Source organism: Streptomyces lunalinharesii, from assembly GCF_039532155.1.
GTDB lineage: Bacteria > Actinomycetota > Actinomycetes > Streptomycetales > Streptomycetaceae > Streptomyces > Streptomyces lunalinharesii.
Window position 1 is genome coordinate 41,414 of record NZ_BAAARK010000032.1, and the last position, 14,879, is coordinate 56,292.

The following is a 14,879-nucleotide window of genomic DNA, read 5'->3' on the forward strand; positions in this document are numbered from 1 at the left end:
TAGGGGTCGTCAAACCGGTGCGCCTATGGTTGCTCCAGCACTCCCACCCTGCCCCTCGAAGGACAGAGATGCCCGCCAACAAGTCCGGTCCAGCCCCCAAAAAGAAGAGAGGGCGGCGAGGCCGCCTCGTCGCGCTCACGGTCGTGCTGCTGCTCGTGGCGGGCATCGGCTTCGGCGCGTACTGGGGCGTCAGTACCGTGCGCGCCTCCTTCCCGGAGACCACGGGGTCGCTCAAACTCCCGGGCCTGACCGATCCGGTGGACGTCGTGCGTGATGCCAACGGCATTCCGCAGATCTACGCCGACACCGACGAGGACCTCTTCCGGGCCCAGGGCTACGTGCAGGCGCAGGACCGCTTCTGGGAGATGGACGTCCGCCGCCACATGACGGCCGGCCGGCTCTCCGAGATGTTCGGCAAGAGCCAGGTCAAGACGGACGAGTTCCTGCGCACCCTCGGGTGGCACGAGGTGGCGCAGAAGGAATACGACACCAAGCTCTCCGCCAGCACGAAGAAATACCTCCAGGCGTACTCCGCCGGTGTCAACGCCTACCTCAAGGACCACCAGGGTTCGGCGCTCTCCCTGGAGTACGCCGCGCTCGGCTTCACCAACGACTACAAGCCCGAGCCCTGGACCCCGGTCGACTCGGTGGCCTGGCTCAAGGCGATGGCCTGGGACCTGCGCGGCAACATGCAGCAAGAGATCGACCGGTCCCTGATGACCAGTCGGTTCACCCCGCAGCAGATCGCCCAGCTGTACCCGGAGTACCCGTACCAGCGGAACCGGCCGATCGTCGACGGCGGCAGCGTCGACCCGGCCACCAAGGAGTTCGACCCCAAGGGCAACAGCAACAGCAACACCGGCACCAACAGCGGCACGGGCAAGGGAACCGGTACGGGCACGGGCACCGGCGCGGGAACCGGTACGGGCACCGGGACCGCGGGCAACGCCACCGCCGGCGTCCAGGCGCAGCTCTCCTCGCTCTCCAAGACCCTCGGACAGGTCCCGGCGCTGCTCGGCCCCAACGGCAACGGCATCGGCTCCAATTCCTGGGTCGTCTCCGGGGAGCACACCACCACCGGCAAGCCGCTGCTCGCCAACGACCCGCACCTGGCTCCGCAGATGCCCTCGCTCTGGTACCAGATGGGCCTGCACTGCCGCACCACCGGCCCCAAGTGCAACTACGACGTGGCCGGCTTCACCTTCTCCGGGATGCCCGGCGTCATCATCGGCCACAACCAGGACATCTCCTGGGGCATGACCAACCTGGGCGCCGACGTCAGCGACCTCTACCTGGAGAAGATCAACGCCGACGGCTACCTCTACGACGGCAAGCAGCAGCCGTTCCTCACCCGCCAGGAGACCATCAAGGTCGCCGGCGGCGAGAGCCGCAAGATCACCGTCCGGTCCACCAACAACGGCCCGATCGTCTCCGACCGCGACGACGAGCTGGCCGGCGTCGGCAAGGACGCCCCGGTCACCAACGGCGCCCCCGACCGCGGCGACGGCTACGCCGTCTCCCTGCGCTGGACCGCGCTGAGCCCCGGCAAGTCCATGGACGCCGTCTTCGAGCTCAACCGCGCCAAGGACTGGACCAGCTTCCGCAAGGCCGCGGCCGACTTCGAGGTCCCCTCGCAGAACCTCATCTACGCCGACACCAAGGGCAACATCGGCTACCAGGCCCCCGGCACCATCCCGATCCGCGGGAAGGGCGACGGCACCTACCCGGCGCCCGGCTGGGACCCGGCCTACCAGTGGAAGGGCGTCATCCCGCAGAGCGCCCTGCCGTACGAGTACAACCCCAAGCGCGGTTTCATCGTCACCGCCAACCAGGCCGTCACCAACGCCAAGTACCCGTATCTGATCACCAAGGACTGGGGCTACGGCGCCCGCAGCCAGCGGATCACCGACCTGATCGAGTCCAAGATCAAGGACGGCGGCAAGGTCTCCACCGACGACATGCAGTCGTTCCAGACGGACAACAGCAGCGAGATCGCCCGGCTGCTCACGCCCTACCTGACGAAGATCGACATCAAGGACAAGTACGTCCGCGACGCCCAGCAGCTGCTCAACGGCTGGGACTTCACCCAGGAGCCGGACTCCGCCGCGGCCGCCTACTTCAACGCGGTCTGGCGCAACACCCTCAAGCTCGCCTTCGGCAACAAGATGCCCAAGGAGCTGCGGGTCCAGGGCCAGTGCCTCTACGTCCGCCCGGCCAGCGACACCGGTCCGGCCGACGACCAGAACAAGCTGGTCCGGGAGTGCGGCGAGCGGACCGGCGACACCGCCCAGCCCGACGGCGGCGACCGCTGGTACGAGGTCGTCCGGAACATCCTCGACGACCCGAACAACGCGTGGTGGCACACCGAGGACCGGCCCGGCCACCCCGGCCTGAAGAACCGCGACCAGCTCCTCGCCCAGGCCATGAAGGACGCCCGCTACGAGCTGACGTCCAAGCTGGGCAAGAACATCGACAACTGGGCCTGGGGCCGCCTGCACCAGATGGACCTCACCAACCAGACCCTCGGCAAGGAGGGCCCGGGCTTCCTCCAGAGCCTGCTCAACCGCGGGCCGTGGAACCTCGGCGGCGGTGAGGCCGCGGTCGACGCCACCGGCTGGAACGCCGCCGGCGGCTACAAGGTCACCTGGGTCCCGTCCATGCGGATGGTGGTCAACCTCGCCGACCTCGACAAGTCCCGCTGGATCAACCTCACCGGCGCCTCCGGGCACGCCTACGAAGCCCACTACTACGACCAGACCGACAAGTGGGCCAAGGGCGAACTGCTGCCCTGGGCGTTCAGCGAGGACGCGGTGAAGAAGGCCGGAAAGGACACCCTGACCCTGTCGCCGTAACGGACGGCAGAACCACCACCGCATCGGGCGGGCCGGACACCTCCGGCCCGCCCGACGGTGTTTCACGTGAAACACCGCGCCGCGGGACGACGGTCAGTGCCGGAAGCGGTGCACCCCCGACGGGGTCACCGCGGCGTGCACCCGGCGGTCGTGCGGTTCGGCCGGGACCGCGTCCACCACCTCGTCGTCGTAGAGCAGCACCACCAGCGACGTCCGCCGGCCGGACCGCTCCAGCCGGGCCAGCACCCGGTCGTACGAGCCGCCGCCCCGGCCCAGCCGCAGCCCGGTCCGGTCCACCGCCAGCCCCGGCAGCAGCACCACGTCCGCCCCGGTCACCGCCTCCGGGGTCAGCCGCGGCCCGTCCGGCTCGCGCAGCCCCCAGGCCGCCGGCACCAGCCGCTCGGGGCCCTCGTATACGGCCCAGTCCAGGTCGTTGTCCGGCAGCAGCACCGGGAGCAGCACCCGCACCCCGGCCGCCCGCAGCGCGTCGAGCAGGGCCCCGGTGTCCGGCTCCCCACCGATCGACACGTACGCGGCAACGGTCGGCGCGGCCTCCACGGGGTGCCCGGCACCCGCCGCCGGAGCCGCCGTCCGCAGCTCGTCCAGCTCCCGCACCCGCCGGGCCAGCGCGGCGCCCCGGGCCGCGACGACATCGGCCGGCAACGCTCTCCTCACCTCCAGGAGACGCCGCCGCAACCTGCGCTTTTCCTCGTGCTCAACACTCATCGTGGGCCTCGCTCGGGCTCTCATGATCTCTTAACCGGACGCTCATCACCGGTCCGTGCGGGCCGGTTAGGGTGGCGCGCATGACCCCATCGCACGCACGGATCAGCAAGGCTGTCATCCCGGCAGCAGGGCTCGGCACCCGGTTCCTGCCGGCGACCAAGGCCACGCCCAAGGAAATGCTGCCGGTCGTCGACAAGCCCGCCATCCAGTACGTGGTGGAGGAAGCGGCCGGGGCCGGACTCACCGACGTCCTCATGGTGACCGGTCGGAACAAGCGCCCGCTGGAGGACCACTTCGACCGCAACTACGAGCTGGAAGAGGCCCTGCACCGCAAGGGCGACGGGTCCCGGCTCGCCAAGGTCCAGGAGTCCAGCGACCTGGCCACCATCCACTACGTCCGCCAGGGCAACCCCAAGGGCCTCGGCCACGCGGTGCTCTGCGCCGCGCCGCACGTCGGCGACCAGCCCTTCGCGGTCCTCCTCGGCGACGACCTCATCGACCCCCGCGACCCCCTGCTGCGCCGGATGATCGAGGTCCGCGAAGAACACGGGGGATCGGTTGTCGCCTTGATGGAGGTGGATCCGGCCAACATCCACCTCTACGGCTGCGCGGCCGCCGCTCCCACCGGCGACGACGACGTGGTCACCGTCTCCGACCTGGTCGAGAAGCCCGAGCCGGCCGAGGCGCCCAGCAACCTCGCCATCATCGGCCGCTACATCCTCGACCCGGCCGTCTTCGAGGTGCTGCGCAAGACCGACCCCGGCCGCGGCGGCGAGATCCAGCTCACCGACGCCCTCCAGGTGCTGGCCGCCCACCCCGAACTGGGCGGCCCGGTGCACGGCGTGGTCTTCAAGGGCCGCCGCTATGACACCGGTGACCGCGGCGACTACCTGCGTGCCATTGTCAGACTGGCATGCGAACGTGAGGACCTGGGCCCCGACTTCCGGGCCTGGCTGCGCAGTTACGTCACCGAGGAGATGTAGGACGTTGAACGGCACCACCGACCAGGCCCACCACCCTGACCGCGTCTGGTCGGTGGCCGACCACCTCGACGACATCCTGGCCAAGCTCCAGCTGCCGGCCCCGGTCAGCCGGCAACTCCTCGACGCCCAGGGCTGCGTCCTCGCCGAGGACCTCACCGTGCCGCTGCCGCTGCCGCCGTTCGACAACAGCTCCATGGACGGCTACGCGGTCCGCGCCGCCGACGTCGCGGCCGCCACCGAGGGCTCCCCGGTCACCCTCACCGTCATCGGCGACGTCGCCGCCGGCAGCGGGGAACTCCCCACCGTCGAGCCCGGCCAGGCCGCCCGCATCATGACCGGCGCCCCGGTGCCGCCCGGTGCCGACGCGGTGGTCCCCGTCGAGTGGACCGACGGCGGCACCGGCCTGGGGCCGGCCGCCACCATGCGCGCCCACAGCCACGCCCCGCAGGACGCCGGCGGCGAGGTCCGGGTGCACCGCCCGGCCGCCGACGGCGCCCACGTCCGCCGGGCCGGCAGCGACGCCCGCGCCGGTGAGCCGGCCCTGTCCGCCGGCACCGTCCTCGGCCCCACCCAGCTCGGCCTGCTCGCCGCCCTCGGCCTGGACACCGTCACGGTCCGCCGCCGCCCCCGGGTCGTGGTGCTCTCCACCGGCAGCGAACTGGTCCAGCCCGGCGAGCCGTTGGGCCCGGGCCAGATCCACGACTCCAACAGCTTCCAGCTCACCGCCGCCGCCCGCGCGGCCGGCGCCCTCGCCTACCGCGTCGGCGCCGTCGCCGACGACGCGAAGACGCTGCGCACCACCCTGGAGGACCAGTACGCCCGCGCCGACGTCCTGGTCACCAGCGGCGGCGTCAGCGTCGGCGCCTACGACGTGGTCAAGGAGACCCTGGCCGGCCTCGGCACCGACGAGGGCCGGGTCGAGTTCCGCAAGCTCGCCATGCAGCCCGGCAAGCCGCAGGGCTTCGGCCTGATCGGGCCCGACCGCATCCCGCTGCTCGCCCTGCCCGGCAACCCGGTCAGCTCCTACGTCTCCTTCGAGCTGTTCGTCCGCCCGGTGATCCGCACGCTCATGGGCCACCCCGAGGTGCACCGCCGCCCCGTCCCCGCCCGCGTCACCGCGTCGCTCGGCTCCTCGCCCCGCGGCAAGCGGCAGTTCCTCCGCGGCGCCCACGACCCGGTGGCCGGCACGGTCACCCCCGTCGGCGGCACCGGCTCCCACCTCATCAAGGCCATGGCGCACGCCGACGCCCTGATCGTCATCCCCGAGGACACCACCGAAGTGCCCGCCGACGCCGTCGTGGACGTCCTCCCGCTCGGCCCCTGCTGACCCGCCCGCCCCGGGCGGGCGGGAGCGGGCGGCCCGTAGCGAATGCCCTAAGGGGCCCAGCGGTACGGTGTCGTCCCACAAACGGCAGTATGGACCGGGAGAACGATGAGCAGCGGTCAGCAACACCTCACCCACCTCGACGCGGCCGGCGCGGCCCGCATGGTCGACGTCTCCGACAAGGACGTCACCGCCCGCACCGCCCGGGCCCGCGGCCGCGTGCTGGTCGCGCCGCGCGTCGTCGAGCTGCTGCGCGGCGAGGGCGTCCCGAAGGGCGACGCCCTCGCCACCGCCCGCATCGCCGGCATCCTGGGCGCCAAGCGCACCCCGGACCTGATCCCGCTGTGCCACCCGCTGGCGGTCTCCGGCGTCACCGTGGACCTCGCGGTCGCCGACGACGCCGTCGAGATCACCGCCACGGTCAAGACCACCGACCGCACCGGCGTCGAGATGGAGGCGCTGACCGCGGTCTCGGTCGCCGCGCTCACCGTCGTCGACATGGTCAAGGCGGTCGACAAGGCCGCGGTCATCTCCGACATCCGCGTCGAGGAGAAGACCGGCGGCAAGTCCGGCGACTGGCGGCGGCCGTGAACCCCGCCCGCGCCCTGGTCGTCACCGCCTCCAACCGCGCCGCCGCCGGCGTCTACGCGGACAAGGGCGGCCCGCTCCTCGCCGAGGGCCTGACCGCCATGGGCTTCGCCGTCGACGGCCCCCAAGTGGTGCCCGACGGCGACCCGGTGGAGGCCGCCCTGCGCGCCGCCGTCGCCGCCGGCTACGACGTCGTCCTCACCACCGGCGGCACCGGCATCTCGCCCACCGACCGCACCCCCGAGGCCACTCGCCGGGTCCTCGACTACGACGTCCCCGGCCTCCCGGAGGCGATCCGCGCCGCCGGCCGCGCCAAGGTCCCCACCGCGGCCCTCTCCCGCGGCCTGGCGGGCGTCGCCGGCCGCACCCTGATCGTCAACCTCCCCGGCTCGACCGGCGGCGTGCGCGACGGCCTGGCCGTGCTCGCCGAGATCCTCCCGCACGCCGTCGACCAGATCCGCGGCGGCGACCACCCCAGACCTTCCGGGAGCCCCAGCTGAACACGCCCTGGCCGGTGGTCCTGACGGACGGAGACGTGTGCCTCCGCCCCATAAAACTGCGTGACCAACGCCCCTGGCGCGAGGTCAACCGCCGCAACCGCGACTGGCTGCGCCCCTGGGAGGCGACCGTCCCGCCGCCCCCGCCGGGCGCCCCGGTGCCGCACCGCCCCACCTTCCGGCAGATGGTCCGTCACCTACGGGCCGAGGCGCACGCCGGTCGGATGCTGCCGTTCGTCGTCGAATACCGCGGTCGCCTCGTCGGACAACTCACCGTCGCCGGCATCACCTGGGGCTCGATGTGCTCGGGCCATATCGGTTACTGGGTCGACCGGGAAGTCGCCGGCCGCGGCGTCATGCCGACCGCCGTGGCGCTCGCCGTCGACCACTGTTTCCGCACCGTCGGACTGCACCGCATCGAGGTCTGCATTCGGCCGGAAAACGTCCCCAGTCGACGCGTGGTGGAGAAACTCGGCTTCCGCGAGGAAGGTCTCCGCCCGCGCTACCTCCACATCGACGGCGCCTGGCGCGACCACGCGGTCTTCGCGCTGACCGCGGAGGAAGTGCCGGAAGGGCTCCTCGCCCGCTGGCAGAGCCACCGACCCGGCACCTCCGGCCGACCCGACGCATCCCACAAATAAAAAACCTGTTCGAATTAATCGGTGACCGACGCTGCATTCACCACAACTTCATCGCAACAATCACAAAAAAAGTTCGAGATATCAGCCAGATCGTGCGACACACCGGCCCAATTGGCGGATGGCCCCACGGAAACCCCTCTACCGTGTGAGTTGTGAGAAGCAGCGGCCTCATCTACGCAGTCATCGTCGGGGCCTGGGCCGCCTATTTGGTGCCGATGTGGCTCCGTAGGCAGGACGAGCTCAACGAGGCCCGTCCCACCGAGCGCTTCAGCACGGCCATCCGGCTCCTGTCGGGGCGCGCAGCCATGCAGCGCCGCTACGACAAGGAGCACGGGGCGCGCCCCGCCGACGATGCGGCCGAGGAGCAGGAACCGGACGTCACGGACGACCCGCCCGGCGCCCGGTCCTTCGTCGACCCCGCACCGGCCCCGGCGCCCCCGGACGACATGCCCACCCGCGCCCAGGTCGCCGCGCCCCTGCGCCCGTCCCTGGCCGAGCGCACCAAGCGCGCGAAGGTCCTGGCCCGCCGCCGGCGCACCATCACCGTCCTGTTCGTCGTCTTCACCGCCGGCGCCATCGCCGTGGCCGTCGGCGGGCTGCCCTTCTTCTGGGCCCCCGCCCTCCCGGCCGTGCTGCTGACCGCCTACATCCTGTACCTGCGCGCCCAGGAGCGCCGCCGCTTCACCTTCACCATGGACCAGCGCAAGGCGGAGGCGGCAGCACGACGACTGCGGGAGGGTCGCCCCCGCCCTCGCCAGGCGGCCGACCAGCCGCCCGCCGCCGACCACCAGTCCGACGCCCGCGCTGACGCCGCCGAGATCGCCCCCGAGCCGTCCCGCCCGGCGCCGCCCCCGCACGCCACCGGTGCCCGCGCCCTCGTCGAGGAGACCGACCACGCCGAGTGGGTCGACCAGCAGCGCGAGCGCCCCCGGCCGGCCGCCGGCAGCTGGGAGCCCGTCCCGGTCCCGCTGCCCACCTACGTGACCGCCCCGGTCGCCCCGCGCGCCACCAGTCACGTCGACCTGGACGCCGACGACGCCTGGAGTTCCGCCCGCTCCAGCTCCGTTCCCGAGCGCCCGCGCCCCGACGCCTCGCAGGACCGCCCCACCCACCCGGGCCGCCGTGCCCGCGGTCGCACCCCCCTCTTCGACCAGTACGAGGACGAGGACCGCCCGCGCGCGGCGAACGAGTGAGGCCCACCCGCTGACCAGCGCCGGAAGCGATTTCCGAGCACGGCGAACGAGATGCTAGAGTTTCACTCGTCGCAAGGGCCTGTGGCGCAGCTGGTAGCGCACCTCGTTCGCAACGAGGGGGTCAGGGGTTCGAGTCCCCTCAGGTCCACCGACGTCAGAGCCCCTGCCGGAGAGATCCGGTAGGGGCTCTCTCTCGTCGTGCGGTAGTGGGGTGCAGCGACTACTTGGGGGGTTGTGCCGAGCTTGCGCGGTGCCCGTGCCCGTGTCGTCCGCGTCGGTTTCGATGGGGTGTGTGTGCAGGGCGGGGAACCAAGGGAGGCGACAGGCTCTTGCGGGTGCTCGGGGGTTCGCTGGCAGGCGCTGCGAACGGCCAGGTCAGAGGGGGTGGCTGGCTGGCTTGCCGCTGAAGCGGGGGGTTGCCGTCGGGGCGGTGGAGAGCATTGGACGCGGACGGCCGCAGCCAACGGGACGCAGGTAGGCGCATACTGGGGGCAATGACAAAGCCCGATGCACCGAAGCGTCATTTGCCCACCAGCCCCTTCAAGGCCCCGGTCGCGCTCGCGCCCAAGCACTTTGCCAAGGGCGACCAGGTCACGCACGACATCTATGGCCTCGGTCGAGTGATCGACGTCGAGGAGGGAATCGCGGCGCTCGTGGACTTCGGTTCGGCGCAGATGCGGATCCTGAGCCCGTACGCCAAGATGACCAAGCTGTAGGACCGTCGTGCCCGGTTACGGCATGCCAGGCCCCTTCGGGGACCCGCAACGAAAGGGAGATCTCTCATCGACGTGACGTCGCTGTTCTCCGCCCCGGAAGGGCAACCCCGCTGTGTCACCGCAGCATCGCCGCCTCCGACGACAAACCCCTTCCAGGCCCCGGACTTCGGGGACGACGAGACCTTCCTGCCCGAGGAGATAAAGGGGCCCGCCTCGTAGTTCCCGAGGCGGCCTGGCTGCGCTGTACGGGCGCGAAGTACGGCAACCGTGATGGCTTCCGGTGACCGTCGTCGTCCTGTGCAGGCCGGGTGATCGGGCGGGAGGGTCTTCGCACCCCCGCCCGTAGTTCGCAATGAGGGGGCAGGGGGTCGAGTCCGCTCAGGTCCGCTGTGTAGTAGAGCCCCCACCGGGAGATCCGGTGGGGGCTTTTTGCATGTGGTTACGGGGCGAGGCGGGTGAGGGCGTCGAGGGCGGTGGTGGGGCCGTCTTCGGTGGTGAGGTGGTGGGCGGTGGTGCGGGCGCGGGTGCGCAAGGACGGGGTGGTGGTGGCCTCGGTGAGGGCTGCGGCGAGGCGGGTGGCGGCGTCGTCGGGGGTGAGGGTCTTGGTGAGGGTGGTGACGGGGAGGGCGGGGGTGGCGGCGCCCAGGGCGGCCAGGCGGGCGGCCCAGAAGGGTTGGTCGGCGGTGAACGGGACGGGGACGGACGGGATGCCGGCGCGGAGCGCGGCGGCGGCGGTGCCGGCGCCGCAGTGGTGGACGGCGGCGGCGACGCGGGGGAAGAGGAGGGCGTGCGGGACCGGGGTGGGGACCGTGAGGACGTCGTCGGTGGGGGCGTCGGCGGCGGTCAGGCCGGCGTTGCCGGAGAGGAGGAGGCCGCGCAGGCCGGCGCGGCGCAGGGCGCGGACCGCGATGGTGCTCAGGCGTTCGGCGTCGGCTGCGGCCATGCTGCCGAAGCCGATGGAGACCGGGGGCGGGCCGGCGGCGAGGAAGTCTTCGACGGCGGCCGGGAGGTGGGCGTCCGGTGCGAGGTGGGGCCACCAGTAGCCGGTGACGTCGAGGCCGGGACGCCAGTCCGCGGGGCGGGGGACGACGCGTTCGCTGAAGCCGTGCAGGACGGGCCAGTTGGCGGCCTCGACGCGGCGCCGGACCGCGGCGGGGGTGGCGGGCGGCAGGCCCAGGTGGGCGCGGAGGGCGCGGGCGGCGTCGGTGTGGAGGCGGTCCACGACGCGTAGGGAGAGGCGGCCGGCGGCGCGGTTGCCCCAGCCGCCGAGCCGGCGACCGCCGCTGAGGACGGGGGAGAAGGCGCGGGTCGGCGCGGTGGGGACGAGGTAGGCGCCGGCGGACGGGAGGCCCAGGGCCTCGGCGACGTGCCAGCCGAGCGGGGCCGTGGTGGTGGACAGCAGCAGCAGTTCGGTGTCCGGGGCGACGGCGTCGGCCAGGCCGGTGCCGAGTTGCGCGACGAAGGCGGCGGCGCGCTGCATCAGGGCGCGGCGGGTGGTGGGGGTGCCCGGGGCGTCGCGGTCCGCGCGGTGGGCCGGGGTGCCGCCGGGCAGGCTGCGGAAGCCCAGGCCGGCGGCGCGCACCAGTGGGGCGTGGCTGTCGTGGGTGGCGAGGGTGACCTGGTGGCCGGCGGCCCGGAGGCGGGCGCCGAGGCCGGTGTACGGGGCGACGTCGCCGTGCGAGCCGGCGGCGGTGAGCAGGATGTTCATGGGGCGGCCTCGGGTCGGGGGGCAGCGGGGCCGGTCGTGGGCTCGGCGGTGGGGGCCGGGGGCGACTGGCGGACCGCGTTGGCGTGGACGGCGGTGCGCAGGTACGGGGCGAGGCCCGGGCGCTGTTCGGCGGGCGGGACGAGCAGGGCGAAGGCGCGGGGGTCGGCGGCGAAGTCGTCGGCGATCCGGCCGTGCATGTCGGTGGGGCAGGGGGTGAACCAGCGGGTGAGGTGGCGGCGGTGTTCCTCGGCGAGGTCCATGGCGCGTTCGCCGTCGGCCGGTTCGCCGGCGTCGAAGGCGGCGGTCAGCCGGGCCCGCCAGGCGGCGGCCTCGGCCATGAGCTGCGCCCAGTCGTCCTTGGTGTGCGTGGCGGCCCGGGCCATGGAGTGGCGGTAGCCGTCGCTCTCGCGCCACCTGTGGTCGGCTTCGGTGGCGTAGGTCAGGTCGAAGGCGATCTCGCCGAAGACCTCGAAGCGTTCCTGCGGGGTGAGGCGGACGCCGGTCTGCTGCACCTCCATGGCCTGCTCGGCGACCTCGACCAGGCGCTGGAGCCGGTGGATCTCCTCGGTGAGCCGGCGGTGCCGGGCGCGGAGCCGGGCGAGGGCGTCGGCCTGGGGGTCGGCGAGGATCGTGGCGATCTCGTCGAGGGGAAACCCGAGTTCCCGGTAGAAGAGGATCTGTTGGAGCCGGGCGAGGTCGGCGTCGCTGTAGAGGCGGTAGCCGGCGGGGCTGCGGTCGCTGGGGCGCAGCAGGCCGGTGCGGTCGTAGTGGTGCAGGGTGCGCACGGTGACCCCGGCGACGGCGGAGACCTGGCCTACCGGGTATCCCATGGGGTGCCTTTCGCTGGTGGGTGGTGGTGCGGCGGGGGTGGCGCCGGACGCGGTGTGGATCAAGGGTGTGGCCTGACGTGACGTGAGGGTCAAGGGGAGGCGGCGGCGGGCGGTGTCGGTATGTGAGAGGGGAACGTCGGATCGGCGGGACCGCCGTTACATTTGTCGGGAAACAGGTATTCGCTCGCGTGTGCGCATCCTGTACGAGCTTGTGTGCACAGCGTGCACCTGGTGCGCAGCCCGTCCGCCCGTCCGTCCGCCGCTGCCCGAGGACTTCGTGAGACCAGCAATCCGCACCGCCCGAGCCACCTGGGCCGTCGGCGCCGCGCTGCTCGCCGTGCTGCTCGCCGTGCTGCTCGCGGGGTTGCTCGGTGCGGTGCTCACGGGGTGCGGCGGGCCGGCTCCGCTGCTGCGGGACGAGGGGCCGCCGGTGGCGCCGTCCGCCCCCGCGCGCAGTGGTCCGGTCTATGCGGCGGGCGACGCGGGGCAGCCGCTGGAGCGCCCGGACGCGCTCCCGCTGGGCGACACCGCGCGGCTGACCGGGCTGCGCTGGAAGTCGTGGGGCGGGCCGACCGCGGTGGCCGCCGGCGGACTGGTCGGGGACTGGTGCGCGCCGCAGTGCGTGCGCACGCCGTACCAGGTGACGGTCACCTTGAGCGGACTGCAAAGACAGCGCGGATTCGCGTACTACTCCAGCGCCGGGGTGGTCGCGCCCGAGGTGCACGGCGCGAAGGCCGCCGAGCTGGGGCGGGTGAGCCTGCACCTGCCCGACGTCGAATAGCTCGGACGGTCCGCCGCCGGGCCCGGGCCGGGCGGCGGGCGGTGTGCTCGCGGGCGGGGTCGCGACCGGGGGACGAACGGAACGGAGAAGGGAACGGATGGGGCTGCGCGTCAAGATCGGTATCGCCATCGCCGCCACCGCGGCGGTGGTCGCGGTGCTCGTCGGCGTGCTCGTCCACCACCGCACCGTCAACGCGCAGCTCGACCTGTCCGGGCACACCCTCGACAGCCGGTTGCAGACCACCGTCCAGGACCGGGCCGCGGGCATCGACACCGGGCGGGGGCTGATCAACCCCAAGGACCTGCCGGGCCCGCTGCGGGCCCTGGTGGAGCACGGTCGGCGGGGCGTCTACCTGGAGCTGGGCGGCCGTACGCCGTACCTGTGGGCGGCGACGAAGCTGGGGCCGGACATCGTCGCGCTCAAGCGCCCCTACGACCGGGAGCAGCAGACCGTCCGGGCGCTGGACCGGATGCTGTGGGCGGCCGGGGCGGCCGGCACCGGGCTGGGCTGCGTGGTCGGGTTGCTGGTCGCGCACCGGCTCGGGCGGCGGCTGACGGTCTCGGCGGCGACCGCCCAGCGGATCGCGGAGGGCGATCTGGGCGCCCGGCTGCCGCGCACCGGGAACGACGAGATCGCGCAGCTCACCGCGGCGGTGAACACCATGGCGGAGACGCTGGCGGGCCGGTTGCGGGCGGAGCGCGACGTCACTGCGAACATCGCCCACGAACTGCGGACCCCGGTCGCCGGGCTGGTGACCGCGGCCGGGCTGCTGCCGCCGTCCCGGCCCGCCGAGATGGTGCGGGAGCGGGCCGAGCGGGTGCGCGGGCTGATGGAGGACGTGCTGGAGGTGGCCCGGCTGGACGCCCGCACGGAGGAGGCGGACCAGGAGGTGCGTCCGTTGGGGGAGCTGGTGCGGCGGGCGGTTTCGGCGTCCGGCCAGGCCGGTGGCCAGGGGGGCGGCACCGCGGCCGGGACCGGCGGGAGCACGGCCGGGCGGGGGGCTCCGGGTGCGGAGCGGGCGGCCGGCCCGGCGGCGGTGGACGGCCCGGCGGCGGTGGACGGTCCCGTACGGGTCCGGGTGCTGGCCGACGGGTTGGTGGAGACCGATCCGCGGCGGGTCGAGCGGATCCTGGTCAATCTGATCAGCAATGCCCGGCGGCACGGCGCGGAACCGGTGACGGTCGAGGTCGACGGCGGGCTGATACGGGTGCGGGACGCCGGGCCGGGCTTCCCGGAGGCGCTGTTGGCGCACGGTCCGCAGCGGTTCCGTACGAGCGGCGGCCGGGGCGGGCCGGGGCTGGGCCTCGGGTTGACCATCGCCGCGGGTCAGGCCCGGGTGCTGGGCGCCGGGCTGCGCTTCGCCAATCCGTCCGCGGGCGGCGCGCAGGCCACCGTCGACCTGCGGGGGGCGCTGTGCCCGGAGCGGGACGGCGGGGCCGGGGGTGCTGGCGCGACCGACGGGGCGGCCGGGGCCGGGGAGAGCGGAGCGGGCGGGGCCGCGGACGGGCGGTGAGCCGGCGGAGGCGGAGGGGCGGTGAGCCCGGGCGGCCGGCCGCGGACGTCCGTCCCGCACCGCGTCCGTCCCGCACCGTCCGTCCGTACCGTCCGCCCCAAGCCGGCGGCTCGGCCGGCCCGCCGGCTCACGCCCCCGGGAAGCGGTCCTCCAGGACGGAGTTCAGCAGCGCCCGGACGTCCTCGCGGTCCAGGCCCTCGACCCGGGCACGCTCCATCCAGGCGCGCAGTTCCTCGCGCAGCACGGCGTCGGCCGCGGAGTCGGGCCGGGCCAGGGTGCGGCTGACGAACGTGCCGAGCCCGGGCCGCGGCTCGACCAGGCCCTCGCGCTCCAGCTCCCGGTACGCCTTGAGGGTGGTGTTCGGGTTGACCTTGGTCGAGGCGGCGACCTGTGCGGCCGTGGGCAGCCGGTCGCCCTCGACCAGGATGCCCAGCCGCAGCGCCTGCTGGACCTGCTGGACGATCTGGAGGTAGGTGGCGACACCGCTGCGACGGTCGATGCGGAACTCGACGGCGCTCACCACCTCT

Annotated in this window: 14 protein-coding genes and 1 tRNA gene; 11 read left to right on the plus strand and 4 right to left on the minus strand. The window is 73.4% G+C overall.

Going from position 1 to position 14,879, the window contains the following annotated elements; genetic code table 11:
* The first annotated feature begins 68 nt into the window (after positions 1-68).
* Positions 69-2,852 carry a penicillin acylase family protein gene (locus tag ABD385_RS32480; protein ID WP_344582741.1) on the plus strand — a complete coding sequence of 928 codons (2,784 nt, stop codon included), beginning with the start codon at positions 69-71 and terminating at the stop codon, positions 2,850-2,852.
* Positions 2,853-2,945: 93 nt separating this feature from the next.
* Here the strand turns inward: ABD385_RS32480 and ABD385_RS32485 are convergent, their stop codons facing one another.
* Positions 2,946-3,578, minus strand: a complete 633-nt coding sequence (locus ABD385_RS32485) for a 5-formyltetrahydrofolate cyclo-ligase (protein WP_344582743.1) — start codon at positions 3,576-3,578, stop codon at positions 2,946-2,948.
* Positions 3,579-3,658: 80 nt separating this feature from the next.
* On the opposite strand from ABD385_RS32485, the gene galU reads away from it, so the two are divergent.
* From galU to ABD385_RS32525, 8 genes are all read left to right on the plus strand, one after another.
* Entirely contained in the window at positions 3,659-4,561 is a 903-nt protein-coding gene (gene galU / locus ABD385_RS32490; RefSeq protein WP_344582745.1) for a UTP--glucose-1-phosphate uridylyltransferase GalU, read from the plus strand.
* A gap of 4 nt (positions 4,562-4,565) precedes the next feature.
* Positions 4,566-5,888 (plus strand): molybdotransferase-like divisome protein Glp, encoded by a 1,323-nt coding sequence (glp, locus tag ABD385_RS32495; RefSeq protein ID WP_344582747.1) that lies wholly within the window; start codon positions 4,566-4,568, stop codon positions 5,886-5,888.
* A 105-nt stretch (positions 5,889-5,993) separates the two neighbouring features.
* On the plus strand, positions 5,994-6,476 hold the full coding sequence (gene moaC, locus ABD385_RS32500) for a cyclic pyranopterin monophosphate synthase MoaC (RefSeq protein ID WP_344582749.1): 483 nt from the start codon (positions 5,994-5,996) through the stop codon (positions 6,474-6,476).
* A complete protein-coding gene (locus ABD385_RS32505) occupies positions 6,473-6,973 on the plus strand; it encodes a MogA/MoaB family molybdenum cofactor biosynthesis protein (RefSeq protein ID WP_344582751.1) in 501 nt (166 codons plus the stop codon). Before moaC ends, ABD385_RS32505 begins: the two co-directional genes overlap by 4 nt.
* The gene (locus ABD385_RS32510; protein WP_344582800.1) at positions 6,970-7,611 is read left to right on the plus strand and encodes a GNAT family N-acetyltransferase; all 642 of its coding nucleotides are present in this window, start codon (positions 6,970-6,972) and stop codon (positions 7,609-7,611) included. The genes ABD385_RS32505 and ABD385_RS32510 overlap by 4 nt, the downstream gene beginning before the upstream one ends.
* A gap of 152 nt (positions 7,612-7,763) precedes the next feature.
* Positions 7,764-8,804: a divisome protein SepX/GlpR gene (gene sepX / locus ABD385_RS32515; RefSeq protein WP_344582752.1), complete on the plus strand. Its 1,041-nt coding sequence runs from the start codon at positions 7,764-7,766 to the stop codon at positions 8,802-8,804.
* Between the two features lie 75 nt (positions 8,805-8,879).
* A tRNA-Ala gene (locus tag ABD385_RS32520) sits at positions 8,880-8,952 on the plus strand.
* A 346-nt stretch (positions 8,953-9,298) separates the two neighbouring features.
* A complete protein-coding gene (locus ABD385_RS32525; protein ID WP_344582754.1) occupies positions 9,299-9,520 on the plus strand; it encodes a hypothetical protein in 222 nt (73 codons plus the stop codon).
* A gap of 439 nt (positions 9,521-9,959) precedes the next feature.
* On the opposite strand, the gene ABD385_RS32530 is transcribed toward ABD385_RS32525, so the two are convergent.
* Together ABD385_RS32530 and ABD385_RS32535 are read right to left on the minus strand one after the other, a co-directional pair.
* A complete protein-coding gene (locus tag ABD385_RS32530; protein ID WP_344582756.1) occupies positions 9,960-11,228 on the minus strand; it encodes a glycosyltransferase in 1,269 nt (422 codons plus the stop codon).
* Positions 11,225-12,058: a MerR family transcriptional regulator gene (locus ABD385_RS32535; protein ID WP_344582757.1), complete on the minus strand. Its 834-nt coding sequence runs from the start codon at positions 12,056-12,058 to the stop codon at positions 11,225-11,227. The genes ABD385_RS32530 and ABD385_RS32535 overlap by 4 nt, the downstream gene beginning before the upstream one ends.
* A gap of 277 nt (positions 12,059-12,335) precedes the next feature.
* Between ABD385_RS32535 and ABD385_RS32540 the strand changes: the two genes are divergently transcribed.
* Together ABD385_RS32540 and ABD385_RS32545 are read left to right on the plus strand one after the other, a co-directional pair.
* The gene (locus ABD385_RS32540; RefSeq protein ID WP_344582758.1) at positions 12,336-12,839 is read left to right on the plus strand and encodes a hypothetical protein; all 504 of its coding nucleotides are present in this window, start codon (positions 12,336-12,338) and stop codon (positions 12,837-12,839) included.
* A gap of 97 nt (positions 12,840-12,936) precedes the next feature.
* Complete coding sequence (locus tag ABD385_RS32545; protein WP_344582760.1) at positions 12,937-14,352, plus strand: ATP-binding protein; 1,416 nt, start codon at positions 12,937-12,939, stop codon at positions 14,350-14,352.
* A gap of 127 nt (positions 14,353-14,479) precedes the next feature.
* Here the strand turns inward: ABD385_RS32545 and ABD385_RS32550 are convergent, their stop codons facing one another.
* Complete coding sequence (locus ABD385_RS32550; protein WP_344582761.1) at positions 14,480-14,875, minus strand: GntR family transcriptional regulator; 396 nt, start codon at positions 14,873-14,875, stop codon at positions 14,480-14,482.
* Positions 14,876-14,879 lie beyond the last annotated feature (4 nt).